The organism is Paenibacillus kribbensis (assembly GCF_002240415.1).
Taxonomy (GTDB): domain Bacteria; phylum Bacillota; class Bacilli; order Paenibacillales; family Paenibacillaceae; genus Paenibacillus; species Paenibacillus kribbensis.
Window position 1 is genome coordinate 2205556 of the sequence record NZ_CP020028.1, and the last position, 25146, is coordinate 2230701.

The window sequence follows — 25146 nt, forward strand, 5'->3', positions numbered from 1 at the left end:
AGTGAAAAAAATCACAAACCCGGAAGACCAAACAATTTGGAGGGATTTACATGTCGGTGATTGAGAGAGATTTACAAGGACAACAAGCTGGCTGGAGAGGTTTTAAAAAAGGCAAATGGATGAAAGAAGTCAACGTTAACGATTTTATCCAAACCAATATTTCACCTTATGTAGGTACTGAAGAGTTCCTGGTTGGCCCTACTGCCAACACAACTGCACTGTGGGATATTGTATCTGATCTTACTAAAAAAGAGCTGGCAAACGGCGGTGTACTTGATGTAGACGTGAATACGCCATCTACTATTACTTCACATAAGCCGGGTTATCTGGACCGGGATAAAGAACAAATTGTTGGTGTGCAAACAGATGCACCATTCAAGCGTTCCTTGCAACCGTTCGGCGGAATTCGGATGATGATTGACGCATGTAAAGCCTATGGCTTTGAAGTGCCTGAAAGCATTATTGATATATTCACGCATATCCGTAAAACGCACAACCAAGGTGTGTTTGATGCCTACACGGATGAGATGAGAGCAGCTCGTAAAGCTGGTATTATTACTGGCTTGCCAGATGCATACGGTCGTGGTCGGATTATCGGTGACTACCGTCGTGTAGCTCTGTATGGAGTAGACTTCCTGATCCAAGATAAAAAGCTTCAACTGAAAAGCCTTGAAGTTGACGCTATGGAAGAGGACGTAATTCGTCTGCGCGAAGAAATTTCCGAACAAATTCGTGCTTTGAATGAATTGAAACAAATGGCTGCTGAACATGGCTTTGATATTTCAAAACCAGCTAACAATGCGAAAGAAGCTTTCCAATGGGTATATTTTGGCTACCTCGCAGCGATCAAAGAACAAAATGGCGCAGCAATGTCCCTGGGACGTGTATCTTCGTTCCTTGATATTTATACTCAACGTGATCTTGAAGAAAACGCGCTGACAGAAGAACAAGCTCAAGAATTGGTCGATCATTTTGTCATGAAGCTGCGTATTGTTAAATTCCTGCGCACACCTGACTATAATGAACTGTTCAGTGGAGACCCAACATGGGTAACAGAATCTATTGGTGGTATGTCTGTCACTGGAGAAACTCGTGTTACCAAAAACAGCTTCCGCTTCTTGCATACGCTGTACAACTTGGGGCCTGCTCCAGAACCTAACTTGACTGTGCTATGGTCAGAACAATTGCCTGAAGGGTTCAAAAAATATTGTGCAAAAGTTTCTATTGAAACAAGCTCCATTCAATATGAAAATGACGATCTGATGCGTCCAATCTATGGCGATGATTATGGTATTGCTTGTTGTGTATCCGCCATGAAAATCGGTAAACAAATGCAATTCTTTGGTGCTCGCGCCAACTTGGCTAAAGCTCTGTTGTATGCCATTAACGGTGGTAAGGATGAAAAATCCGGCGTTCAAGTAGGGCCTGAATTCCCAGCCATTACAAGCGAAGTGCTGGATTATGAAGAAGTGTTGAGCCGCTTCAAACCTATGATGGAATGGCTGGCAAAACTGTATATGAACACACTGAATGTGATTCACTACATGCATGATAAATACAGCTACGAACGCATTGAAATGGCGCTGCATGACCGTGATATTCTTCGTACCATGGCTTGTGGTATTGCTGGTCTGTCAGTAGCAACTGATTCCTTGAGCGCTATTAAATTTGCAAAAGTAAAACCAATCCGTAATGAAAAAGGGATTGCTGTTGATTTTGAAATCGAAGGTGAATACCCTTGCTATGGTAACAACGATGATCGTGTAGATACCATCGCAGTAGAACTGGTAGAGACCTTTATGAGTATGATTCGCAAGCACAAAGCTTATCGGAATGCTCTTCCTACTCAATCTGTCCTGACCATTACTTCCAACGTGGTGTACGGTAAGAAAACAGGTACAACACCGGATGGACGTAAAGCAGGCGAACCGTTTGCGCCAGGTGCGAACCCAATGCATGGCCGTGACAAAAAAGGTGCTTTGGCATCTCTGAGTTCCGTAGCCAAGCTGCCTTATGAGCACAGTCTGGACGGTATTTCGAATACTTTCTCCATCGTGCCTAAAGCACTGGGTAAGGAAGAAGAAACACGCAAAACGAACCTCGTTTCGATGATGGACGGCTACTTCGGAAGCCATGCGCATCATTTGAACGTCAACGTATTTGCTCGTGAGCAACTGCTGGATGCCATGGAACACCCAGAAAATTATCCACAGCTTACGATTCGTGTATCGGGCTATGCCGTTAACTTCATCAAGCTGACTCGTGAACAACAGCTGGATGTTATTAACCGTACATTCCACGGTACGATGTAATTAGGCTTAACCTATCATATATTACAAACGACGCACGCATAGCGGATGCGGGAAGGATGATGCAACATGTTGAAAGGTCATATACACTCATTGGAAACCTTCGGGACCGTCGATGGTCCCGGCATCCGCTTCGTGCTTTTTATGCAAGGATGCTTGTTGAAATGTCAATATTGTCATAATCCGGACACCTGGGCTTTAAATGAAGGTAATCCGATGACACTGGAGGAGGTATTGGCTGAAATAGAACCGTATTTAGCCTACTACCGATCTTCAGGAGGCGGTTTGACCGTATCCGGTGGAGAACCGACATTGCAAGCTCATTTTGTAGCAGAGCTGTTCACGGAAGTGAAGCGTCGCTGGAATTTGCACACGACGCTGGACAGTAACGGTTTTAATGACGCGGACCGTATCCAAGATTTGCTGAACGTAACGGACTTGGTGCTTCTGGACATTAAGCATATTGACAACGACAAGCATATTAAGCTCACAGGCAAGTCCAATGACCGTATGTTAAAAACAGCACGCTGGTTATCTGAACAAGGGCGTAAAATGTGGATTAGACACGTATTTGTGCCAGGCATTCATGATGACGAGCAAGATCTATTGAATTTGGGTCGGTTTATCGGAACGTTGAACGGAGTCGAAAAGTTCGAGATTTTGCCTTATCACCAAATGGGTGTATACAAATGGGAAATGCTCGGCAAGGCGTATCCGCTGGAAGGGGTTCCGTCCCCTACTGAAGAAGAAGTTCAACGTGCTTATCGACTCATTGAAGAGGGTCGTCTGGAGACTGCAGAGAAGAACGCTGTTTGTCGCCTGTCATAATGAGGATGGCTCCCAAGCTACTTACTGTTATAAAGCCGCTGCACATCAGATTAGATGGCGGCGGTTTTTTTTTGTTGAATTTTTGAATTCGCAGGAGGAGGTTTTTTATTTTCATATTAAGAAAAATTCCCAGCAACTTTTTGGTAACTGCCGCGTCTAATAGTATGACTTTTTACGGGAATGATAATAATTTGGGATAGAAGGAGACAGACAATGAATTTCAAGAAGTGGACCATGCTCACCGCGCTTGCGGTAGCTCAGGTGGCCGCAGTAGCCCCTGTAGGAGCAGAAGCAACAACAACAACCGTTCAATCTACCGATTCGGTTAGCGGACAGCAGGCTCAAGCCAATGTCGCAGAATCTGGCGTTCAGAATAGCAGCGGAGGTCAAGATAGCACGGGAACACCAAACAGCACGACAACGTCTGATAATACAGGCGTAACCAATGATCCATTGTCTGGCTTGCCTACGGATACAACCAACGGATCAAACGTATCCAGTGATGTATACGGGGATGGAACGATCACCAATCCTGGCGGCTCTCCAACATCCATGGGCGCAAATCAATTGATTTTGTATTTGAACAGCGCAAAAATGGAACAGAACGGACAGGTATACACGGCGACTCAGCCTATGACAGTCAAGGACGGCGTTTCCTATGTAGCTATCCGTTCACTTGTCAGCCGCGTCGGATTACAGTTTAGTTATGACACTGCAACCAAAGAAACTGTAATCACCCAAGGAACAAACGTGTTGCGCTTCAAGACGGACAGCAAGGTTTACACCGTTAATGGTGAAGCTAGACAAATGAAGGGCCCGGCTTTCCAACAAAAGAACGTTTTTATGGTCCCATTGACCTCTATTACACAGGCCTTAAATATTCCTTATACTGTGAATAATACAACTAAACAGGTTATCATGGATTTGAATCAGAAGCCTAAAGCTTCCTTCACGGTTCAGCAAAAAGATATCTATGCAGGTGAAACCCAAGTTACGTATTTAACGAAGGAATCTTCTCCTACAGGTCTTCCGATTGTGAATCAACGTTGGGAAGGCAAGCAGGACGTGTTTCAGGAGCCAGGTACATATGTAGTTACCTATTCCGTTCTTGACTCCGCAGGGAACTGGAGTGATCCATACTCGGTTACGATTACGGTGAAACCGCCGAATCAGCCGCCGGTTGCTCTGTTTACAACAGATAAAAAAGAATACAAAATGGGTGAAAAAATCACGATTACGGATCTGAGTACGGATGATGAAAATGCGATCACCAAGCGTGATTGGGTAAACAAGAAACTGGCATTTTTCGAACCGGGTGACGTGACCATTACATTGACCGTCACTGACAAGCATGGTGCAACAGGTACTGTAAGCCAGACGATTAAAATTACAAATGAACTGCTCTACAATGAAGATGATTTCAACAAAATTTTTACTCCTTATGGTGATAAATATAGTGCAGACGGCAGTCAGGTGCCTACTATGGCTACCATTCCAGTGACGAGTACGTCTTCACCACGTCTTTTGATCCGTGCCAACAGTCCGGAACGGGTATTCCAGGACGGCATCGTGTATCAGGAAACGGGATCAGGCAGCACGCGTATACTCGTCCATCATGTGAATGAAACGGGCAGAGATGTAAAAATGTACGTTATTGCAACCAACAATAATATTACGCCTGCCAATATAAATGTCGAAAATTCCGGTTTTGCTGGTCCATCTGAGTTTGCGACAGCTGCGGGTAAGGTTTCGATTCAACGCTACTTTCAATCCATGTTGGATGGAAGCAAACGCTCCAGCACAGTTCTGAATCCGGGCGAAAGCCGTGTTATTTTACAGGATTTGAATGCGCAAAAAATTAAGCAAAAACAGGTCATTTCTCTCTTGTCCGACTTGTATACGGATCAACCTATTCAATACACGGTTGTTGTCTTAGATGCAAATGCAGATCCGTTGACTGCACTGCCTACTCTGGCAAAACTGCCAAAGGACGGCATTCATAACCGTGGAACGTATGCGAATTCCGATATCTCGCTCAATTATACGGAAGAGGTTGGTAAAACAGCTCAGCGTATCGTTCTTGGCGACAATAAAGTAGACCCGAACCTGCTGGGTACTGACGGTCTGGACGGCTCTTCTGCTTCCAATGCCGGTAACTTTGGTGTCGTCTATAAAGTTAAGCTGGACCATGTAGCACCGTATTCCCTGATTGCTTTCAACCCGCGTGGTGGTGAATATGCCGGTTATGCGATGGTAAACAATCAGGTTGTGGGTATTCCAACGAATGGTTCTGTGCAAGCACCGAATGAGATGAGCGTGCTGTATCGTACAGGTCATATCGAGGAAAGCGTAGAGATGTATTTCACTGCAGCGGCAGGAAGCAACTTGCCGGTTTCTGTAGTTGTTATGCCGTTGCCGCCTATTAAAAACTAATATGAAATAACCGGTGCTGTTCACCGGCTTAGACCATTGGTCTCATCATTCACCGTTTAAAAGTCAGATGTCATTTGCAGAATATAGACGTTCTCCTGCTGCGGATTTGTTCGCAGTCCTGGAGAACGTCTTTTTCTTACTCACAGGTGCGAATATCTCTTATAATATTGACTTTAATCGTGGTATAATAAAAAAATGCAAGCCTAAGCCTGCATCAGAATACCTGAAACTACAGACAGGGGAGGGTGAAACGCATGCTGACAAAGGACGAAATCATCGCAACAATGTCCGCTCAAGGGCTGCGTATTACAGATCAGCGCAAGACGCTGGCCACGTTATTTTCCGAGAATGAAGGGTATTTGTCTCCTAAAGACGTTTATGAATATATGGGTAAAAAATATAGTGGACTCAGCTTTGACACGGTTTATCGTAATCTGCGTGTAATGCAGGAGTTGGGTGTGCTTGAGCAGGTATCCTTTGAGGATGGAATGAAGTTCAAGGTAAGCTGTAATGAGCATCATCATCACCATCATATGATTTGCTTGAGCTGTCAAAAAACATTACCGATTTCTTTTTGCCCGATGCAGATGACAGATACGACGGATCAGTTCCAAATCGTTGAGCACAAATTTGAAATTTTCGGGTATTGCAAAAATTGCCAACAAAAAAACGGGCATCATGAGAGTAATTCTGATGGAGGATTCAGGCAGACGAGCAGTCACACTCACAGCCACGGGGGCTATTAAAATGAAAATCACCACACGCAGAGTGGTTCAGGCTCCGATCAAGTTTTATCGTTCCTATATCTCACCGTTAAAGCCGGCGACCTGCCGGTTTTATCCAACATGCTCGGCATACGCGTTGGAGGCGGTAGAGGTGCATGGTGCGCTTAAAGGCTCATGGCTGGCCGCCAAGCGTATAGCCAAGTGCCATCCCTTTCATCCGGGCGGGGTAGATTTGGTTCCTCCTATCCAAAAGCGGGCAGATAAGTCCGGCGAAGACCGTTTGGCTGACCGCGGTGAGAGGATGCCGGGAAGGGGCTGACTTGACATCGCTGCGTGGATTTGGTTATATTTTGGTTAATATTGTTTTCCTGTGAAGGGATGAGTAGGGTAAGAGTCCAGTACAGAGAGCCGGGTTTAGCTGCAAACCGGTCTGGAGCGAAGCCTGAATATGGTCCTGGAGGAACCTTTTTCGAGCGTATCTGCCAACGTTTTTTGTGCAAGCGTGGGGCAATTGTAAGGGAAAGGCGTGATCCAGCGTTAATGGGCGGTCAGATGTGACTGGTGAAGCCTGTAGTCTGCGAGGATACAGGGAATTTGGGTGGTAACGCGTGAGGTGACTCTCGTCCCATAGGGGCGGGGGTCTTTTTTGTGCCCAATTTGTGTCGAAATCATGAATTGGAGTAACAGGAAAACAAAACAGGAGGAATACACATGTCCCATGAGAACACATTTTACATTACGACACCGATCTATTATCCCAGTGACAAGCTTCATATAGGTCATGCTTATACGACGGTAGCGGGTGATGCGATGGCTCGGTACAAGCGGCTGCGAGGCTATGAGGTTCGTTATTTGACAGGAACGGATGAGCATGGTCAGAAAATTGAGCAGAAGGCGAGTGCAGCCGGTAAAACGCCGCAGCGTTTCGTTGATGATATCGTGGCAGGTATTCAAGATCTGTGGCGGAAGCTCGACATTTCCAATGACGATTTTATCCGTACCACAGAAGAACGTCACAAGACAGTCGTACAGGACATTTTTGATCGTTTGCTGAAGCAAGGCGATATTTACAAGGGAGAATACGAAGGCTGGTACAGCATTCCTGACGAGACTTACTACACCGAAACTCAACTGGTTGATGTGGTGAAGGACGCTGAAGGCAATGTAGCTGGAGGTAAAAGTCCGGATAGTGGACACCCGGTAGAACTAGTCAAGGAAGAATGCTATTTTTTCCGTATGAGCAAGTATGCTGATCGGTTGCTGCAATTTTATGAGGAGAACCCGCAGTTTATCCAGCCGGAATCCCGCAAAAAAGAGATGATTAATAACTTCATCAAGCCGGGGCTGGAGGATCTGGCAGTATCCCGCACAACCTTTGACTGGGGCATTAAAGTGAAGGGTGATCCGAAGCATGTCGTATACGTATGGATTGACGCGCTTTCCAATTATATTACAGCCTTGGGTTATGGTTCCTCCAATACTGAGCTGTATGATAAATTTTGGCCTGCAAATGTGCACATCGTAGGTAAAGAGATTGTGCGCTTCCACACGATCTATTGGCCGATTATGCTGATGGCGCTGGATCTTCCGTTGCCCAAAAAGGTATTTGCACATGGCTGGCTGCTTATGAAAGACGGTAAAATGTCGAAGTCCAAAGGCAATGTCGTAGACCCGGTTACGTTGATTGACCGTTATGGTCTGGATCAGCTTCGCTACTACCTGCTGCGCGAGGTGCCTTTCGGGGCGGATGGAACCTTCACACCAGAAAGCTTTGTGGATCGGGTGAATTCGGATCTGGCCAATGATTTGGGTAATTTGTTGAACCGTACCGTAGCGATGGTAGACAAATATTTTGCAGGCAAGGTTCCAGCTTATGAAGCGAATGTAACAGCATTCGACGGAGCTTTGGTAGAGATGGCAACATCGACTTACAGTAAAGTAGAAGAAGCGATGGAAAACATGGAGTTTTCCGTGGCATTGACAGCGATTAGCCAATTTATTAGCCGCAGCAACAAGTATATTGACGAGACGCAACCATGGAATTTGGCTAAGGATGAGAACAATCGCCGCGAATTGGCATCCGTCATGGTGCATTTGGTAGAAAGCTTGCGTATCGCTTCCATTCTGCTGCAACCGTTCTTGACGCGTGCTCCTCATAAAATTTGGGAACAACTCGGTATCAGCCAAGGTGAGCTAACTACATGGGATAGCGGCAAGCAGTTTGGACGTATTCCAGAAGGAACGCAGCTGGTCAAAGGCAATCCAATTTTCCCGCGTCTGGACTCGGAGCAGGAGGTTGCTTTCATTGTGGAAGCCATGACGGGAGGCAAGAAGCCGGAGGAAGCTGCGGCTCAAGTTCAGCCACAAAATGCAGCTGAGGCAGGCCAGGAGGCACCAGAGGCGAAGGAAGAGATTGGCATTGAGGATTTTGCCAAGGTAGAACTGCGAGTCGCTCAGGTCATTGCCTGTGAGCTTGTGAAGAAGGCTGACAAACTGTTGAAGCTTCAACTTGATCTCGGTTATGAGCAGCGCCAGGTTGTATCGGGAATTGCCAAGTTTTATACGCCAGAGGATATGATTGGACGCAAGGTGATTTGTGTGACCAACCTTAAGCCTGTGAAACTTCGTGGAGAGCTGTCACAAGGTATGATTTTGGCAGCATCGCATGGAGATCAGCTCACGCTGGCCACCGTACCGGATGGTATGCCGAATGGTGCGATTGTAAAGTAGAATAAATAGAAAAGATGTATCAGCGTATGTCCGGGCAGCTTCATGTCCGGGCCTGCGCTTTTTGGCTTGCATCATATTTTGCTCCCTTCTCACGTATGTTGTAGTAAATAGGGCTTGTTTGCCCGTGTCTACTAGACAGGTAGGAGGACGTGAAGATGACGGATATTAACGCCGGGTTGGCGATCATAGCCGGGCTGGTTTCTTTTTTTTCACCGTGCTGTTTGCCGCTGTATCCCTCTTATTTATCGTATATGACGGGAATGTCGGCCCGTGAGCTTGCCGAAGGACGGCATAAAGCAGAGGTGCGTTACCGTACGATGGGACACACGCTTGCTTTTGTACTGGGTTTTTCGGTTGTGTTCTATTCACTTGGTGCAAGCGTCGGGCTGCTCGGAGAATGGTTTGGTAATTATGGGGATACGCTAAGAGTGTTGGCTGGGTTGCTGATTTTGATTATGGGTTTGGTATCTCTTGGTGTGGTGCGTCCTTTGATTTTAATGAGGGAGCATAAGCTTCGTTGGACATGGAAGCCTGCCGGTTATGCCGGTTCCTTTGTGATCGGAATTGGGTTTGCGGCAGGCTGGTCCCCCTGTATCGGTCCCATGCTGACAGCTATTATCGCTTTGGCGGCAGTTGAGCATCACACCTGGTTCAAGCTGATTACAGGCTACGCGCTTGGCTTTGCGATTCCATTTTTTGCATTGGCTCTACTGGCAGGCTCTTTTCGGCTATCCTCTCGTTATACATCCATTATTATCAAAACAGGTGGTATACTGCTTATTATTACGGGTATTTTGCTAGTGACCGATCATATGACAGATCTAACCCTGTTTTTACAACGGATTACACCGGATTGGATGCTAATTATGTGAAATACTCAATACGGCTTAATGGAAAATGTTCAAAAATGCGCTCTGTGATAAACTCCCGTAGTGCGTTTTGCTGTTCGTCGGGATAAACATATTTGTTTTGTCCCCAGCGTCCCCATTTTTTCTTGCGTTTCTCCATGTCCATTTCGAGCTTGGTTTTCGGGTAACGCTTTTCAATAACAGCTTTGGATGTTTTGGTAAAACGGTGCTGAATTAATTCAAACGTCAAATCTGTAGCAGCATGCTGGGGCAAGGTTTCTCCCAGTCTGCGCAGCAACTCACCATAGCCTTCTTCCCAGCCGTCATACCAGATGATCGGTGCAATGATGAAGCCCAGCGGATAACCGGCGCGTGCTACTTTTCCCGCTGCTTCAATTCGCTCCTCAAAACGTGAGGTTGCAGGCTCAAACTGTTTAATAACATAATCGGAATTAATGCTAAAACGGATGCGAGTATGACCATTATGCTCAATATCGAGCAATGGATCGACATGATGATATTTAGTAACAAAGCGCAGCCGACCATATTTCTCATCTGCCATAAAACGAATCAAGTCTCCGAGTGATCCGGTGATATGCTCCAGACCAACAGGGTCGGAGGTGCAAGCTGCTTCAAAACGAGTGATTTCAGGGACACGTTCCTGAATATAGGCTTTAGCTGCGGTCAGGATATCGTCGGTGTTGACATACACACGAATATAAGGTTTTGCTCCCAAGGTGGTTTGTAAATAACAGTAATGACAGTGTCCCATGCAACCGGTCGAAATGGGGATAGCGTATTCAGCTGAAGGTTTGGACTGGTCAAAGGTTAACGTTTTGCGAAGACCGACGACCAGTGTTTTTTTGGCCATTCGGTACTTTTCAACCTCAGTTTCACCCGGCAAATTGGTAATCCGGTTGTGCGAGGTGGTCATCCGATACGGAATACCCTTGGCTTTCACCCAATCCATAATACGCTGGCCTTTGGGATAATTCAGTGCATCCGGCTCAAAAAACACCAGATCGGGCAGGAACGGCTTGGTTCCTCTGCTTTGGACAGGAGTACGTTTAAGCGTAGACAAGGGTGACGCTCCTTTCCGAATAAAACTCAGGATTCAGATGTTTCATCTCTGACTCATGCCACAGGATAAAACATACAAAGACGATATCGCTAGTGTGCCCGGCTTAAGATTGAACAAATCATGGCAATCGCTGTGAGCAACTGTAGGAGACTTGCCAATAGACAATGATAACATGTATCATTACATATGTAGGTTTAACGCAGGAAATGAAGGCGGTAGCGCCCGTTCAATTACAGAAAAGAGGGAAATAAGTGCCAACGCCAAGCATGGAAGATTATTTGGAGCGCATTTACCAGCTGATTGATGAGAAAGGCTACGCTCGTGTCTCGGATATCGCAGAGGGGCTGGAGGTGCATCCTTCGTCCGTTACCAAGATGATCCAGAAGCTGGATAAAGACGATTATCTTGTATATGAGAAATATCGGGGACTGATTTTGACGCCCAAAGGGAAAAAGGTTGGAAAACGGTTAGTTGATCGTCACCAGCTACTGGAGCAATTTCTGGATATGATTGGGGTTGACAAGGACCTGATTTATAAAGACGTGGAAGGTATTGAGCACCATTTGAGCTGGGATTCCATCACCCGCATTGAAACATTGGTCGAATATTTCCGCCGGGATGAAGATCGCTTGCGCCAGCTTCATGATATACACAAGGAATTGAGTGGGGATTCCTAAAAAGCATTGTCCGTAAGGACAGATGCTTTTTTTATTTGCAAAGACCGCAACAAACATCCGGTTGTTAGCGTCTATCCATTATATAGCAGGACAAGATAGGGGTTAAAATTAACTGGGTTAGCGGAGGACTGTAACAAAATGAATTGGAAGAGAATAGGGGCATCGGCTGCGGGCTTACTCTTGGCAGTGCAGACGGCTATTATGCCTGGAGCTCAAGCAGCTCCAAACGGAGATATTGAGATTATATTGGACGGAAAGTCCCTGCAAAGTGATGCGTCACCGTATATTGTACAGGGAGCCAATGTAACGATGGTTCCTTTGAGGGTGATCAGTGAGGGATTGGGTGCGCAGGTGAACTGGTCGGAAGCATCCGGCACGGTAACGATTACAGCGCAGGACCAAAATATATCGATGGAGAACGGCGGACAAAGCGCGACCGTGAACGGCAAGTCTGTTCGATTGGACGCATCTGCCCGTATGACAAGCGGGAGAGTCATGGTGCCGCTGCGTTTTGTAGGAGAAGCGTTAGGTTTAAAAGTAGACTGGCAGGCGACTGAGCGAGTTATTACGTTAAGCAGTGGTAAAGAAGGTGTGTCTACAGGTGCAAATACCTCTGCGGGGAATAGCACTATTCCAGATACGTCTGCATCTGTCAATCAGGAAAGTGAAAGTACGGATCAGAATGCCAGCGATGATGGGCAGGCGATGGGTACTTCACCGTCCACACCTACGAGCGAGAACAGTTCAAATGCTGCAAACGGAAATGGCGTTCAAGTGAAGGCCTCGACTTCCATGCGCGGAGCCTGGATTTCTACGATTAATGGAGATTGGCCTTCTTCGGCGGCCCGAAGTAGTGCCGAGAAGCAAAAGCAGGAATTTACTAAAATGCTCGATGATTTGCAGGGCATGGGCATTAATGCGGTGTTCGTCCAGGTTCGTGCCAGTGGGGATGCGCTCTATCCATCCAGTCTCGTGCCATGGAGCAAGTATTTGACGAATACCCAAGGTAAGAACCCAGGCTACGATCCTTTAAAATTTATGATCAGCGAATCGCATAAGCGAGGAATGGAATTTCATGCCTGGTTTAACCCGTTCCGTGCTAATTCGACAGGAACCACCAGCGGATTGGCTGCAAATCATGTGGCTAACCAGCATCCAGACTGGATTGTTAAAAATGGCAGCCAGTTGTACATCAATCCGGGAATTCCAGCCGCACGTCAGCATGTCATTACAGCGATCATGGAAGTGGTAAACGGCTACGATATTGACGGCGTTCATTTGGATGACTATTTTTATCCTTACAGCGGAACTTTTGATGATGATGCAACCTTCAAAGCATATAATGCCAACAATATCTCGAACAAGGGCGACTGGCGGAGAGATAATGTAAACAGTTTTGTTCGAGGTTTGGGCAAAACCATTCATGCAAGCAAGTCCAAGGTTCAATTCGGGATTAGTCCTTTTGGGGTGTGGCGCAACAAGTCTCAGGACTTAACCGGATCAGACACGAAGGCAGGCGTTACGGCGTATGATACGACGTTTGCAGATGTACGGACCTGGATCAACAAGGGCTGGATTGATTATGTAGCTCCACAAATTTACTGGAGTATCGGTTTCCCGGCAGCCGGTTATGACAAGCTTGTCGCATGGTGGTCCAATGAGGTCAAAAATTCAGATGTTAAGCTGTATATCGGTCATTCTCCGTATAAAATCGGCACCCCAGAAAAGGGCTGGCAAACGGCTCAAGAGCTCATTAAGCAGCTTGAACTGAACGAAAATTATAAGCAGGTCAAAGGGGATATCTACTTTAGTGCACAGCATTTGCGCAAAAATCCTTACGGACTCATTCAACTTCTTCAAAATTATTATCAAATGTGATATAAATTGGATCATATAGGTTCTATTTGGGCCTCCGTTCTCATACATAAGCAGTAGAACTGCTTACTCCCAAGAGAACGGAGGTTTTTTGATCTATGCTGATCAATGCTGTGTTCCAGGGTGGAGGGGTTAAGGGTATATCGCTGGCGGGTGCAGTTAAGGCTGCGGAGGAGCATGGGACTGTATTCAATCGTGTAGCCGGCACATCATCAGGAGCTATCGTCGCTGCTTTATTGGCGGCAGGATACTCGGCAGATGAAATGAAAGCCGTGATTGAGAAGACCCCCTTGGTTAAGTTGTTGCGGCGTTCTCCGGTGTTTAACATCAAGTGGATTGGGCCGGCTGCTCGTATCTTCCTGAAAAAAGGGCTCTACTCAGGGGAAGCACTGGAGCACTGGGTACGTGAACTGTTGCGAGCCAAGGGAGTCCGTACATTCGCGGATTTACCCCCTGGCAAGCTGCGGATTATTGCTTCAGACATCACGAATGGCCGCATTTTGGTACTGCCTGAGGATATTAAACGTTTTGGTATCAACCCTTCTTCGCTGGAGGTCGCCAAGGCCATTCGAATGAGCACAAGTATCCCTTATTTTTTTGATCCGGTGATGTTAAGACTTGATTCTGCACTTGCCAAAGGGAAAACTTTTTCCCAACAATTTGTTTTTGTTGTTGATGGAGCATTGCTAAGCAATCTGCCTTTGTGGCTATTTGATGAGCCTGTGAACGAACGTGAAGCCAAGACGATTCCAACGGTAGGATTTCAGATGGTGGGCAGAACGGGGACGGAAACCAAGGTTTCTTATATCCGGGGGCCATTGACGATGCTGCAGGCTATTTTTGATACGATGCTATCGGCGCACGATGAACGATATATCGAGCAGGAGAACCGATACCGGACTATTAAAATCCCAACGTTGGGTATCCGCACCGCGCAATTCAACATTTCTCCAGAGCAGAGCAATTTGTTGTATGCTTCCGGTGTGCAGGCAGGGGAAGCCTTTTTCCACAAATGGAGCATTACATCCTATCAACAGCAGTACAGCAAGTATCAATTGATGAAAAATACAATGTACGCCATGAAGTAATCGCTACCAACAGCTAAATTGGATTAGAAGGTAAAAAAAGGAGCCGCTCCCATGGACATATTTCATTACACGGGGGTGGCTCCTTTTACTGCATCATACGTAGTCTTTGCCTGACTAATGATACTTAGGCTGCTCTTCTTCATTTTTGCCCTTAGAACCTTCAATGACATGAAAAGGATACGCCTTGCGCTTGCTTGAAGTCTGCTGCTTGCGTGAGTTGGCTGTTTTGGCCATCGTACGCGCAGAGGGCTTGATTTTGGGAGAACGGCTTCGTCGTCCCGGCAAGTATTTGTATAGCAGAAAAATAGCTGTAAAAACAAGGACAGGAATCAGTAAACTCATGAGAAAGCCCAAGCTACCTTTCCATACCATATCCACAATTCCATATGCACCCAAAGCAAGGGTAAGCCAGAAAATAACCGCATGTCTGTTCATCATCTACTCATCCTTTCACAGGATCAAGAACCGGGCTGTTGAAGGTCTCCTTTGCAGGTGCATTTTCCAACTCAGCATCCAATTCAAGCATTCGCTTAAAAGAAGCAATGGATACCTCTACTTGATCATCGGTCGGTTCTTTGGTGGTCAGCAGTTGCAGCCACAGGCCAGGGTAGCCCAAATAACGAAGTACCGGAATCTCCCGCAGGGCATTGGTCAGCTTGAGGAATTCAAAAGAGAGGCCCAACACAATCGGAAGCAGCAGAAGCCGTTGTCCCATACGCTCCCACAGACTATCGTACGTAAACAGGGAATAGACGAGTACGCCGATAATCACGGTGAGCATAATGAAGCTGCTTCCGCAACGGTAATGCAGTCGGCTATATTTTTGCACGTTGGCTGGCGTTAATTCTTCTCCTGCTTCAAATGCAGTAATTACTTTATGCTCCGCACCGTGGTATTGAAACAACCGCTTGATCAGTGGAGTTTGGGAAATAGCCCATAAATAAGCCAGCAACAGAATTAGCTTAATAGCTCCTTCGGCGAGATTGTGCAGAATCTGGTTGTGAAATACATTTTCAAACAGAAAGTCCTCTACGACAACCGGAACGAGGGTTAACACAATTTTGCCGAACAAAAAGGAGATAATCCCGACGGCCGCCACACCGATGATCATGCTCAGGCTCCAGCGGGACTCTTCTTTTTTCTTTTGCTCTGCACGTTCTTCTGGATCGAGCTCATCATCTGCATAGGCATCAGCTGAATAATTTAAATGCTTGGTACCCTTGGCACTGGAATCGATGATACTTACAATTCCTCGCAGCAACGGTATTTTACGAAATTTGGATACCCAGGATTGCTCCTTGCGCGGTACTTCCAAATATGTGATTTCGCCGGTTTTACGGCGAACTGCCGTGACATTGACACGCTTGCCGCCGAACATGACACCTTCAATAACTGCCTGGCCACCGTAACTTACAGGCTTCGATGCTTGTGACAACCGACTCACCTCTCTTTATACGTGATACGTGCTTTTTTGTATATTGTATCGAATTTGGGAGTGAATATCTAGTTGGGGCAAATTCGAGAAGTGGGATTAAGGCCGCTCCAAGCTCGGATCATCCTTCCGATCACTGTTATTCCCGTACTTTTTGGATTAAATAAAAGATGTAGAGGTTAAAATCCGTGAATAAAGGCGAACGCTAACGCTTCTTCAGGACGAATCCGATCCCTCCGCAGCTACCCGCCCTCTCAATTTGTTTTAGGTGGGGGAGTAAAATCGTGTTTTATACCTCTATGAAAAGCTTGTTGCGGGGCTATAGCCCCATTTAGCTTTTTCCGAATTTAAAGCATTTCGGTTGTGGAATATTTACGAAAGCGGTGTCCCTGTATTAAATTTCTTTATCAGATTTGTGAAAAGTCTGATATTACTACCCCTTTAAGCGTAAGTATGTATAAAAAACTAATTTTAGACTCAGAGCTTTTGAGTGTTGAATAATGGACGTAAATACGTTTATTAACTAAGCCCATCAAAGAAAAAGTTGGCACAAGCGCATAAAGCAGCGGAGAGAACGGAATCGTTCTGAAGAAGCGACAGCGTTCGCCTTTGCCTCCGGATTTCTACCCTTGAGGGTATAAATCAGAAATCTGGAGGCAACAGCGATCGGAGGAATGATCCGTTCGCGTAGCGACCATATATGCACGCAGTACAAGTCATCACCAATCTTCGCCACACCTGCCCCTCATGTAATAAGAACTCACTAACGTCAGTGTTAAACTCACCCCTTCGGAGCATACTACCTAGCAAAACGGATATACAAACGCATCACAACGTGTAGCATCATGAAAGGGGAGCAAACGACATGAGTGAAACCTACTCCGTACCGAAGGGGAGACATAATCAGGAGCAGTCTCGTGAATCTCAGGACCAACGCAGCCATAACCATAACAGTAGTAGGGGCAGACAACAGTCAGGCAAAATACATACGCCGCTCATTCCCTTTGCGCTGGAGCTTGGTTTTTTTGCAGGTTTACTTTGGGGATTGCTGCGGTGGCTATTTTTTACGATGCATTTTACGATAGTAGCACCTGGCTTTCTGGCAGAGCCATTTTTCAAGCATTCGTTCATGAAAACAACGGCGGGGCATCTGGTAGGCTTGCTGTTTTTTATCGCACTATCCGTTATAGCTTCATTGGTATACACACTGATGCTCCGCCGATTTAAAGGACCTATGCCCGGCATCGTTTACGGTCTGGTCTGGTGGGTTATTTTATTTGTATTAACCGGCCCCAAGCTCGGGATGATGAATCCGCCTCATCGGCTAACATGGAATTCCATATATACGGAAATTTGCTTGTTTTTATTGTGGGGCTTGTTTATCGGCTACACGATTGCTGTGGAGTATACGGATGAAAGAAAGCGCGAGCCTGAGAAAGCTGGGGATTGAACGTAACAAAAACTTCTCAAGCGCCTATCCCCTGTGTTAAAATAGCATTTGGTTATTTGACAGAGGGGAGCGGAATGAAGGATGAAGAATGACCGGGTGTTAAAGCTGCGGCAGGCGCTGGGCGAGCAAAATCTGCGTGCCATGCTGATTACCAGCCCTGTCAACCGCCGATATTTGACAGGCTTCACAGGTTCGGCGGGTTATGTGCTGATCACGGAATCCCATAGCTACCTGCTGACCGACTTTCGTTATATGACGCAGGCGACCGAGCAAGCTAAAGGTTTTACGGTGGTGCAGCACGCTGCGCAGGTCATGGAAACAGTGAAAGAGTTGCTGTCCTCCCATCAGATCAGTGAAACAGGCTTCGAGCAAGACGATGTATCTGTTGCTACGCATAAAGCTTACAGCGAAGATCTGTCGCCTCTTACGCTGGTTCCGGTGTCAGGCATTGTGGAGAAATTGCGGGTGTACAAGGATGCAGAAGAGCTGGAAGTAATGCAGCGGGCAGCGGATTTGGCGGACGCCACATTTGCACACATTTTACCTTACATCAAACCGGGTGTCAGCGAGCGTGAGCTGGATCTGGAAATGGAATTTTTCATGCGCAAGCAAGGAGCTACCTCTTCTTCATTTGACACGATTGTGGCATCCGGGGTTCGTTCGGCATTGCCTCATGGGGTAGCCAGTGCCAAGTTGGTACAAGCGGGCGAACTGATTACGTTTGACTTTGGCGCATTGCTGGATGGCTACTGCTCCGATCTGACTCGTACAGTCGCTACGCAAGGGGACTTATCGCCTCAGCTGCGTGAAATCTACGATATTGTGCTCAAGGCGCAGCTTCACGCTCTGGAACATATTAAACCTGGCATGACTGGCCGAGAAGCGGATGCGCTGACTCGCGATATCATTGCAAGTCATGGCTATGGAGACAATTTCGGGCACAGTACAGGTCATGGTCTGGGTATGGAAGTGCATGAATCCACACGTCTGTCGAAGGCGAGTGACGATATTCTGGAGCCGGGTATGGTTGTAACGGTCGAGCCGGGTATTTATGTACCTGGGTTGGGCGGCGTGCGGATTGAGGATGATATCGTTATTACAGATAGCGGCATCAAAGTATTAACACATTCAAGCAAAGAATTTACGGTCGTTTAATAACGATAACAGTCCTGTAGGAGGGGTATTTTAGTGATTAACGTTAATGATTTTAAAACAGGTTTGACCGTCGAGGTAGACGGAGATATTTTTACGGTGCTGGACTTCCAACACGTAAAACCAGGTAAAGGTGCAGCGTTCGTACGCTCCAAGCTGAAAAACTTGCGCAACGGCAACACCGTTGAACGTACATTCCGTGCGGGTGAAACAATTGGTCGTGCGCAAATCGAAAATCGTGGTGTATCCTACCTCTATGCAAGTGCAGATGATCATACATTCATGGACAACGAAACGTATGATCAGTTCACATTGTCCAGCGATCAGCTGAAATGGGAGCTTAACTTCCTGAAAGAAAATATGAATGTAAATATTGTCAGCTATAACGGAGAAATTCTGGGGATTAACTTGCCTACGAGCGTAGAGCTTAAAGTAGTCGAAACCGAACCGGGTATTAAAGGCAATACGGCTACAGGCGCGACCAAAAATGCTAAATTGGAAACAGGTCTGAATGTTCAGGTTCCTTTGTTCATTAACCAAGATGACATTTTGTTAATCGATACTCGTGACGGCAAATACATGTCTCGCGCATAATTATTTTCCAGTTTTTGGAGTCCTCTGTCCTTGTTAAGGGCAGGGGATATTTTTATAAGGATTTATGATTAAAAAACATTGGCTCCGTATAGCACTTTCGTATTATACTGTACTAAAGTTTATGCCGCAGGATGTCACGTTCGAGCCGGTTGTGCCATCTCAAGGTTACATACTGTTGAGTCTGAGGGAGTGAATATCGTTGTCTTTGTATGTCATGAAATTCGGAGGCAGTTCCGTCGGTGATACGGAACGCATGAAACGCGTGGCAAAACGCGTTGTTGAGAAACAGAGTGAAGGGCATCAATGTGTAGTGGTCGTTTCCGCAATGGGAGACACGACAGACGAACTGATTGACCAGGCCAAATTGCTGAATGAGCAGTTGCCTGCACGTGAGTTGGATATGCTGATGACAACAGGCGAGCAAATTTCGATCGCATTATTGTCAATGGCTATTCAGCAGTTGGGTCATGAGGCGGTATCGTTTACGGGATGGCAAGCTGGTTTCCGTACTGAATCTGACTTTGGTCGGGCACGGATTACGGACATTCAGCCTCAGCGTGTGCTGGATGCACTGAGCAGCAACAAGATTGTCGTTGTAGCTGGTTTCCAGGGGATGTCTGCCGAGGGAGACATTACGACGCTGGGACGTGGAGGTTCCGATACGACGGCGGTTGCACTGGCGGCAGCGATCCAGGCCGATGCATGCGAAATTTACACAGATGTAGACGGCATTTATTCTACAGACCCACGGATCGTGAAGGTTGCTCGCAAGCTGAAAGAAATTTCGTATGATGAAATGCTGGAATTAGCCAATCTGGGTGCGGCTGTATTGCATCCCCGTGCGGTAGAATATGCCAAACATAATCGGGTGCCATTGATTGTGCGGTCCAGTTTTAACCATAATGAAGGAACGGTCGTAAAGGAGGATGCAGTAATGGAGCAGGGCGTTGTAGTCAGTGGGATTGCATATGATAAAAATGTAGCAAGAATCAGCATTTTGGGCGTTGCCGATATCCCTGGTGTACTCGCAAAAGTATTCGGAACACTGGCGGCAGCCAAAATCGATGTAGATATTATTGTACAGAGCGGGGTTGAAGCGGGTAAAGCAGACTTCTCCTTTACAGTAGCTCTAACAGACCGTGAGGCAGCACTGAAGACACTGGAAGGAATTCGCACAGAGCTTCCATATCGTGAAGTAACGTCTGAGGAAAATCTGGTAAAAGTATCTATTGTGGGCGCAGGCATGGTTAGCCATCCGGGGGTTGCGGCGCAAATGTTCTCTGTGTTGGCGGAACAAGGCGTTAGCATTAAAATGGTCAGCACATCTGAAATTAAAGTATCGTGTGTCATTGAGGCTGGTAAGCTTCATGAGGTTATTCAGGCGCTGCACACAGCGTACAACCTGGATACCGAGGAGCAAGCATTTGTAGGTGGACCGAAGGACCGTCGTTAATAAAGCTACTTATAGTTTTATAATCATAGAATATTGTGGTAGGTTAAGAGGTTGTCCAACAGTATGAGTCTGACTGTGGGGCAGCCTCTTTTTGTTGTAAATCTATCTTTTCTACTCAAGGGTATCTCTTTGCCGACAAGGCTTTGAGGTGCCTTTTTTTGATTTCTGGAAATGAAGCAAAGGAGCTTGAACAAGTGAAGAAAAGGCCTGTTACGTGCTGATAGAAGCTGTGAAATTCTCGACTAGGTTTTCGATATATTTTCGGCATAAAAAACGAGAGTCAGCCATAGACTTGTCTTAAAGAATAAGGACAACTGTGAGGGGGCGGCATCGGTATGGAATGGCTGGAGTTATTTCCCGAACCGTTGCACGGTATACTCGGAAAGCTTCCAGAAACGGTATTTAGGCAACTGGAAGAAATTCGGGTCCGGGAAGGAAGGCCGCTGGAAATTAACACGAATGGTGAACATCATTTTGTAACGTCCGCGGGTCGACTGACTTTGAACCATGTGGAAGCCTATAAGCCTAACCGGGAGGATGCCCACCGTTTGCTGGATTTTATCAGCAATCATTCCCTGTATACCATGGAGGAGGAGCTGCGCAAAGGCTTTATTACGATCCCAGGCGGTCATCGTATTGGGCTGGCGGGAAGAACCGTGCTTAGCAGGGGACGAGTGGAGCACTTGAGGGATATAAGCAGCTTTAATGTAAGAATTGCCCGGGCAATTCCCGGTATAGCTGATCGGATATTGCCTTATGTAGCGGATCAAAAGTCCGGAAAAATCCGGCATACCCTCATCTTATCTCCTCCTCAGCATGGCAAAACGACACTGCTTAGAGACTTGGCTCGGCAGCTAAGCTACGGAGGGGTGGGAAGTAATGGGGGGCGACGAAGTGGACTTAAGGTAGGGATTATAGACGAACGTTCTGAAATTGCCGGCAGTCACAAGGGGATCCCCGGATTTGATGTCGGACCTCGCACCGATGTATTGGACGGATGTCCAAAAGCAGAAGGCATGATGATGATGATTCGCTCGATGTCACCGGATGTGCTCATTGTCGATGAAATCGGGCGGCCAGAGGATGCCGAGGCGGTGCGTGAAGCACTACATGCGGGCATCGCAGTCATTGCCTCTGCACATGGCCGTGATGTAGCCGAAATGGCGACCCGTTCTGCTCTTGCCGGACTAACAGCAGGGCAGGAGCTATTTCAGCTCTATGTCATGCTGGAGAGGACGAGCCGGGGCGTCTCCTTCCGGCTGGCAGATGCCAAGCAGCGTAGGCTGACATTGCCTGGAGATGGGCAGAATGGGGGCATATCCTATGCTTAAGCTGCTGGGAGCCGCGTTGGTTATATTAGCCGCTACGCTGGCAGGCTGGCAGCGGGCAAGGCAGTTTGCGATGAGGCCGCGGCAGATCAGGGAACTAATTCTCGCGCTGCAAAGACTGACCACCGAGGTCTCCTACGGAGTGTCCCCGCTGCCGGATGCTTTCGCCAAGACAGGAGAGCCGCTGCGGGAGCCGCTGCGAACCTTGTTTACACAAGCCTCACGCTGGATGCACCCCTCTTTTGGCCTGACCGCCAGAGAAAGCTTGCATAAAGCAATTGAAGATTCGTGGAGCCGTTCCTCTATGCAGCAGGCCGAGAAGGAGGCGATGCGGCAGCTTGCTTACAGCCTCGGAACCAGCGACCGTGAAGACCAGATCAAGCACATTGCGCTAACGATCCAGCAGTTATCCCATGAAGAAGCGCAGGCGCAGGCAGATCAGGTGAGATACGAGCGCATGAGCAGAAGCCTGGGACTGCTGATCGGAGCATTGATCGTCATTTTGATCTATTAGCGGGGTGCTCGAATGAATTTAGAAGTGAACGCGATCTTCCAGATAGCCGGAATCGGTATTATCATCGCCATGATTCATACCGTACTTAAGCAAATGGGCAAGGAGGACATGGCCCATTGGGTAACGGTTATTGGTTTTGTTGTGGTGCTGTTCATGGTGGTACGAATGCTGGATAACCTTCTGCAAGAGATCAAATCAATCTTTCTTTTTCAGTAGGTGGATACATGGAAATCATTCAGGTGGTGGGATTTGCACTCATTGCCACAGTCCTCATTTTGGTCATTAAGGAACAGAAGCCGATGTTTGCCTTTTTAATTGCAACCGCTGCGGGAGTCGTTATTTTCCTACTGCTGATTGGCAAGATCGGATCCGTAGTTTCCGTGCTGGAGCGACTGGCCAGATCTTCAGGTATGGACATGATTTATTTTAAAACGGTACTGAAAATTATCGGAATTGCTTATATCGCCGAATTTGGAGCGCAGATCGTTCGGGATGCGGGGCAGGACGGCATTGCCTCCAAAATTGAGCTTACGGGAAAGGTGCTTATTATGGTGCTGGCCATCCCGATTATCAGCATTATTATTGACACGATTCTGAAGCTGATGCCCGCCTGAGGGGGTGATGCCATGAAAAGGCTGGGGGGCATGCCGAATCTCAAAGTCATTACGGTTTTGCTGCTATGTCTCTGGTGCGCCTCGGCTGCGGTCCTCTTTGCAGATACGCCTTCCAACGAATGGATCAAACAGCAGGCGGAGCAAATGCCAAAAGATGAGGTTGAACACTATTGGGATGGGCTAATGCAGCAATACGGCGGATTTTTCCCTGATCAGAAAATGCCTTCTTTCATGGACATGCTTCTTCCGGGTGGTGAAGGATTTAGCATTAAGAGTGTACTTAACGCTATCGTTGATTTTTTTATTCATGAAATCCGGGTAAATGCCAAGTTGCTCGTCACCATTGTCATGCTCAGCATTATGAGTATGGTGCTGGAAACGCTGCAAAGCGCTTTTGAAAGCAAGCAGGTCAGTAAAGTCGCCTACGCCATCGTGTACATGGTCATTATCATCCTGGCGATTAACAGTTTTAGTGTAGCCATTGGTTATGCCAAAGAAGCTATTGACAGTATGATTCACTTCATGATGGCAATGCTGCCCTTGCTGTTTACCATGTTGGCCTCCATGGGTAACGTCGTCACGGTGTCGGTCACCCACCCGCTGATCGTTTTTATGATTAACACGGTCGGGATAGTCATTCATACGCTGGTTTTCCCGTTGCTCTTCTTCTCGGCCGTGCTGTATCTGGTCAACTCACTTACGGGTAAATACAAGCTGACCCAGTTAGCCGATCTGCTGCGAAAGGCTGGAGTAGGGGTGCTGGGGGTGCTGCTGACGATTTTCCTCGGAGTCATTTCGGTACAGGGCTTGACGTCGTCGGTTACGGACGGATTAACGATTCGTACAGCCAAATATATTACGGGCAGCTTTGTTCCGGTGGTTGGCAAAGCGTTGACGGATGCGACAGATACAGTCATTTCGGCTTCGTTGCTTGTTAAAAATGCCATTGGTCTGGTGGGAGTCATTATTATTTTATTCCTGTGCGCTTTCCCTGCCCTCAAAATTCTGACACTGGCTCTCATTTATAAAGTGACTGCTGCAATCATGCAGCCTCTGGGAGAAACGCCCATAGTGGAATGTCTGGATGCGATCGGCAAAAGCATGATTTATGTTTTCGCAGCGCTGGCGGCAGTGGGCTTGATGTCCTTTCTTGCGATTACTGTAATGCTCGCAGCAGGCAATATGACGGTCATGATGAGGTAAATCAATGCACGCAATCCAACGGGAGGGAGGGGAGTGACGTGACCTGGCTGGGAGGATGGCTTAAGGAACTGGTGCTGATTGTGCTGCTGGCTTCTTTTGTCGATATGATCTTACCGAGCCGATCCATGGAAAGGTATGTCAAGCTCGTACTCAGCCTGCTTATTTTACTGACGCTGCTCTCTCCGGTCGTACGTCTGCTGAGCACCAGTCCCTCGGAGATTTTGGGGCGAGCCTTTGATCTTCAACGTCAGGCGGAGATGAACCAGAGGGAACCGACATTGGAGGAGATTTTAGCAAAAGGCAACAAGCTGAAGCAACAGCAGGAGCAGAGCTCCATGCAATGGGCCGGTCAAGAAGTAGCCAAGGAAATGAAAGCCCAGTTGGAGCAGTATACCGGATTACCCATTCAGTCGGTTCAAGTTACATTGGCACAAATTGAGCAGAAGGAATCGGGATTAAAGGCTGGAACAGGCATTCAGTCCGTTGTGGTCAAATTAGCAGAGCAGCAGCCAGAAAATGAAAAGAAAAGCATGAACGAACCGTCTGGTGCGGATTCCAAGCCAATTATGGTAGAGCCTGTTGCTGAAAAGACAGTTCATATTCACGTAGAGCCAACACCTTCGAATGCTTCCGATCAAGCTGAGGGAACGCAATCGAATCCCCGGAGTTCTGATGAAATCGCTAAGGATGCAACAGCAGCGAGCACACAAGCTTTTGGCTTAATCACGGGGGTGCTGCGTGAAAAATGGGGAATCGACAGCAAAAGTGTTCAAGTACTTCTTGCACAGAACGGAACACATGAATGGTAACAG

23 protein-coding genes are annotated in these 25146 nt (G+C 47.1%); 20 read left to right on the plus strand and 3 right to left on the minus strand.

What is annotated here, in order from left to right:
• The first annotated feature begins 50 nt into the window (after positions 1–50).
• From pflB to B4V02_RS09910, 7 genes are all read left to right on the plus strand, one after another.
• A complete protein-coding gene (gene pflB, locus B4V02_RS09880) occupies positions 51–2312 on the plus strand; it encodes a formate C-acetyltransferase (protein ID WP_007430954.1) in 2262 nt (753 codons plus the stop codon).
• Between the two features lie 66 nt (positions 2313–2378).
• Positions 2379–3137 (plus strand): pyruvate formate-lyase-activating protein, encoded by a 759-nt coding sequence (gene pflA / locus B4V02_RS09885; protein WP_007430953.1) that lies wholly within the window; start codon positions 2379–2381, stop codon positions 3135–3137.
• A 213-nt stretch (positions 3138–3350) separates the two neighbouring features.
• Positions 3351–5570 carry a copper amine oxidase N-terminal domain-containing protein gene (locus B4V02_RS09890; RefSeq protein ID WP_007430952.1) on the plus strand — a complete coding sequence of 740 codons (2220 nt, stop codon included), beginning with the start codon at positions 3351–3353 and terminating at the stop codon, positions 5568–5570.
• Positions 5571–5824: 254 nt separating this feature from the next.
• On the plus strand, positions 5825–6316 hold the full coding sequence (locus tag B4V02_RS09895) for a Fur family transcriptional regulator (RefSeq protein WP_007430951.1): 492 nt from the start codon (positions 5825–5827) through the stop codon (positions 6314–6316).
• A gap of 1 nt (position 6317) precedes the next feature.
• Entirely contained in the window at positions 6318–6614 is a 297-nt protein-coding gene (gene yidD / locus B4V02_RS09900) for a membrane protein insertion efficiency factor YidD (protein ID WP_094154651.1), read from the plus strand.
• Between the two features lie 392 nt (positions 6615–7006).
• Positions 7007–9025, plus strand: coding sequence for a methionine--tRNA ligase (gene metG, locus B4V02_RS09905; protein ID WP_094154652.1), 2019 nt, complete (start codon positions 7007–7009; stop codon positions 9023–9025).
• 155 nt (positions 9026–9180) lie between these two features.
• Positions 9181–9897: a cytochrome c biogenesis CcdA family protein gene (locus B4V02_RS09910; RefSeq protein ID WP_094154653.1), complete on the plus strand. Its 717-nt coding sequence runs from the start codon at positions 9181–9183 to the stop codon at positions 9895–9897.
• Here B4V02_RS09910 and splB read toward each other — a convergent pair.
• The gene (gene splB / locus B4V02_RS09915) at positions 9890–10954 is read right to left on the minus strand and encodes a spore photoproduct lyase (protein WP_094154654.1); all 1065 of its coding nucleotides are present in this window, start codon (positions 10952–10954) and stop codon (positions 9890–9892) included. The two genes, B4V02_RS09910 and splB, sit on opposite strands and share 8 nt — an antisense overlap.
• Before the next feature lie 251 nt (positions 10955–11205).
• Here splB and mntR point away from each other — a divergent pair, with 251 nt between their 5' ends.
• The 3 genes from mntR to B4V02_RS09930 all read left to right on the plus strand — a co-directional run bounded on the left by mntR (position 11206) and on the right by B4V02_RS09930 (position 14594).
• Positions 11206–11631 (plus strand): transcriptional regulator MntR, encoded by a 426-nt coding sequence (mntR, locus tag B4V02_RS09920; RefSeq protein ID WP_007430946.1) that lies wholly within the window; start codon positions 11206–11208, stop codon positions 11629–11631.
• A 138-nt stretch (positions 11632–11769) separates the two neighbouring features.
• The gene (locus B4V02_RS09925) at positions 11770–13509 is read left to right on the plus strand and encodes a family 10 glycosylhydrolase (RefSeq protein WP_094154655.1); all 1740 of its coding nucleotides are present in this window, start codon (positions 11770–11772) and stop codon (positions 13507–13509) included.
• 95 nt (positions 13510–13604) lie between these two features.
• Positions 13605–14594 (plus strand): patatin-like phospholipase family protein, encoded by a 990-nt coding sequence (locus tag B4V02_RS09930; protein WP_007430944.1) that lies wholly within the window; start codon positions 13605–13607, stop codon positions 14592–14594.
• A gap of 114 nt (positions 14595–14708) precedes the next feature.
• On the opposite strand, the gene B4V02_RS09935 is transcribed toward B4V02_RS09930, so the two are convergent.
• Both B4V02_RS09935 and B4V02_RS09940 read right to left on the minus strand, forming a co-directional pair.
• Positions 14709–15029, minus strand: a complete 321-nt coding sequence (locus B4V02_RS09935; RefSeq protein ID WP_094154656.1) for a hypothetical protein — start codon at positions 15027–15029, stop codon at positions 14709–14711.
• Positions 15030–15036: 7 nt separating this feature from the next.
• Positions 15037–16029 (minus strand): DUF1385 domain-containing protein, encoded by a 993-nt coding sequence (locus tag B4V02_RS09940; RefSeq protein ID WP_094154657.1) that lies wholly within the window; start codon positions 16027–16029, stop codon positions 15037–15039.
• Between the two features lie 862 nt (positions 16030–16891).
• Between B4V02_RS09940 and B4V02_RS09945 the strand changes: the two genes are divergently transcribed.
• The 10 genes from B4V02_RS09945 to spoIIIAF all read left to right on the plus strand — a co-directional run bounded on the left by B4V02_RS09945 (position 16892) and on the right by spoIIIAF (position 25143).
• Positions 16892–17476 (plus strand): YqhR family membrane protein, encoded by a 585-nt coding sequence (locus tag B4V02_RS09945; RefSeq protein ID WP_094154658.1) that lies wholly within the window; start codon positions 16892–16894, stop codon positions 17474–17476.
• Between the two features lie 81 nt (positions 17477–17557).
• Complete coding sequence (locus tag B4V02_RS09950; RefSeq protein ID WP_007430940.1) at positions 17558–18631, plus strand: M24 family metallopeptidase; 1074 nt, start codon at positions 17558–17560, stop codon at positions 18629–18631.
• Positions 18632–18664: 33 nt separating this feature from the next.
• Positions 18665–19222 carry an elongation factor P gene (gene efp, locus B4V02_RS09955; protein ID WP_007430939.1) on the plus strand — a complete coding sequence of 186 codons (558 nt, stop codon included), beginning with the start codon at positions 18665–18667 and terminating at the stop codon, positions 19220–19222.
• A gap of 199 nt (positions 19223–19421) precedes the next feature.
• Positions 19422–20675 carry an aspartate kinase gene (locus B4V02_RS09960; RefSeq protein ID WP_007430938.1) on the plus strand — a complete coding sequence of 418 codons (1254 nt, stop codon included), beginning with the start codon at positions 19422–19424 and terminating at the stop codon, positions 20673–20675.
• A gap of 335 nt (positions 20676–21010) precedes the next feature.
• Entirely contained in the window at positions 21011–22006 is a 996-nt protein-coding gene (spoIIIAA, locus tag B4V02_RS09965) for a stage III sporulation protein AA (RefSeq protein WP_094154659.1), read from the plus strand.
• A complete protein-coding gene (spoIIIAB, locus tag B4V02_RS09970) occupies positions 21999–22517 on the plus strand; it encodes a stage III sporulation protein SpoIIIAB (protein WP_010345634.1) in 519 nt (172 codons plus the stop codon). Before spoIIIAA ends, spoIIIAB begins: the two co-directional genes overlap by 8 nt.
• 12 nt (positions 22518–22529) lie before the next feature.
• The gene (gene spoIIIAC, locus B4V02_RS09975; RefSeq protein ID WP_010345636.1) at positions 22530–22733 is read left to right on the plus strand and encodes a stage III sporulation protein AC; all 204 of its coding nucleotides are present in this window, start codon (positions 22530–22532) and stop codon (positions 22731–22733) included.
• Positions 22734–22741: 8 nt separating this feature from the next.
• The gene (gene spoIIIAD / locus B4V02_RS09980) at positions 22742–23131 is read left to right on the plus strand and encodes a stage III sporulation protein AD (RefSeq protein ID WP_007430934.1); all 390 of its coding nucleotides are present in this window, start codon (positions 22742–22744) and stop codon (positions 23129–23131) included.
• Between the two features lie 12 nt (positions 23132–23143).
• Entirely contained in the window at positions 23144–24334 is a 1191-nt protein-coding gene (gene spoIIIAE, locus B4V02_RS09985; RefSeq protein WP_007430933.1) for a stage III sporulation protein AE, read from the plus strand.
• A 38-nt stretch (positions 24335–24372) separates the two neighbouring features.
• Positions 24373–25143: a stage III sporulation protein AF gene (gene spoIIIAF / locus B4V02_RS09990; protein WP_094154660.1), complete on the plus strand. Its 771-nt coding sequence runs from the start codon at positions 24373–24375 to the stop codon at positions 25141–25143.
• Positions 25144–25146: the final 3 nt, after the last annotated feature.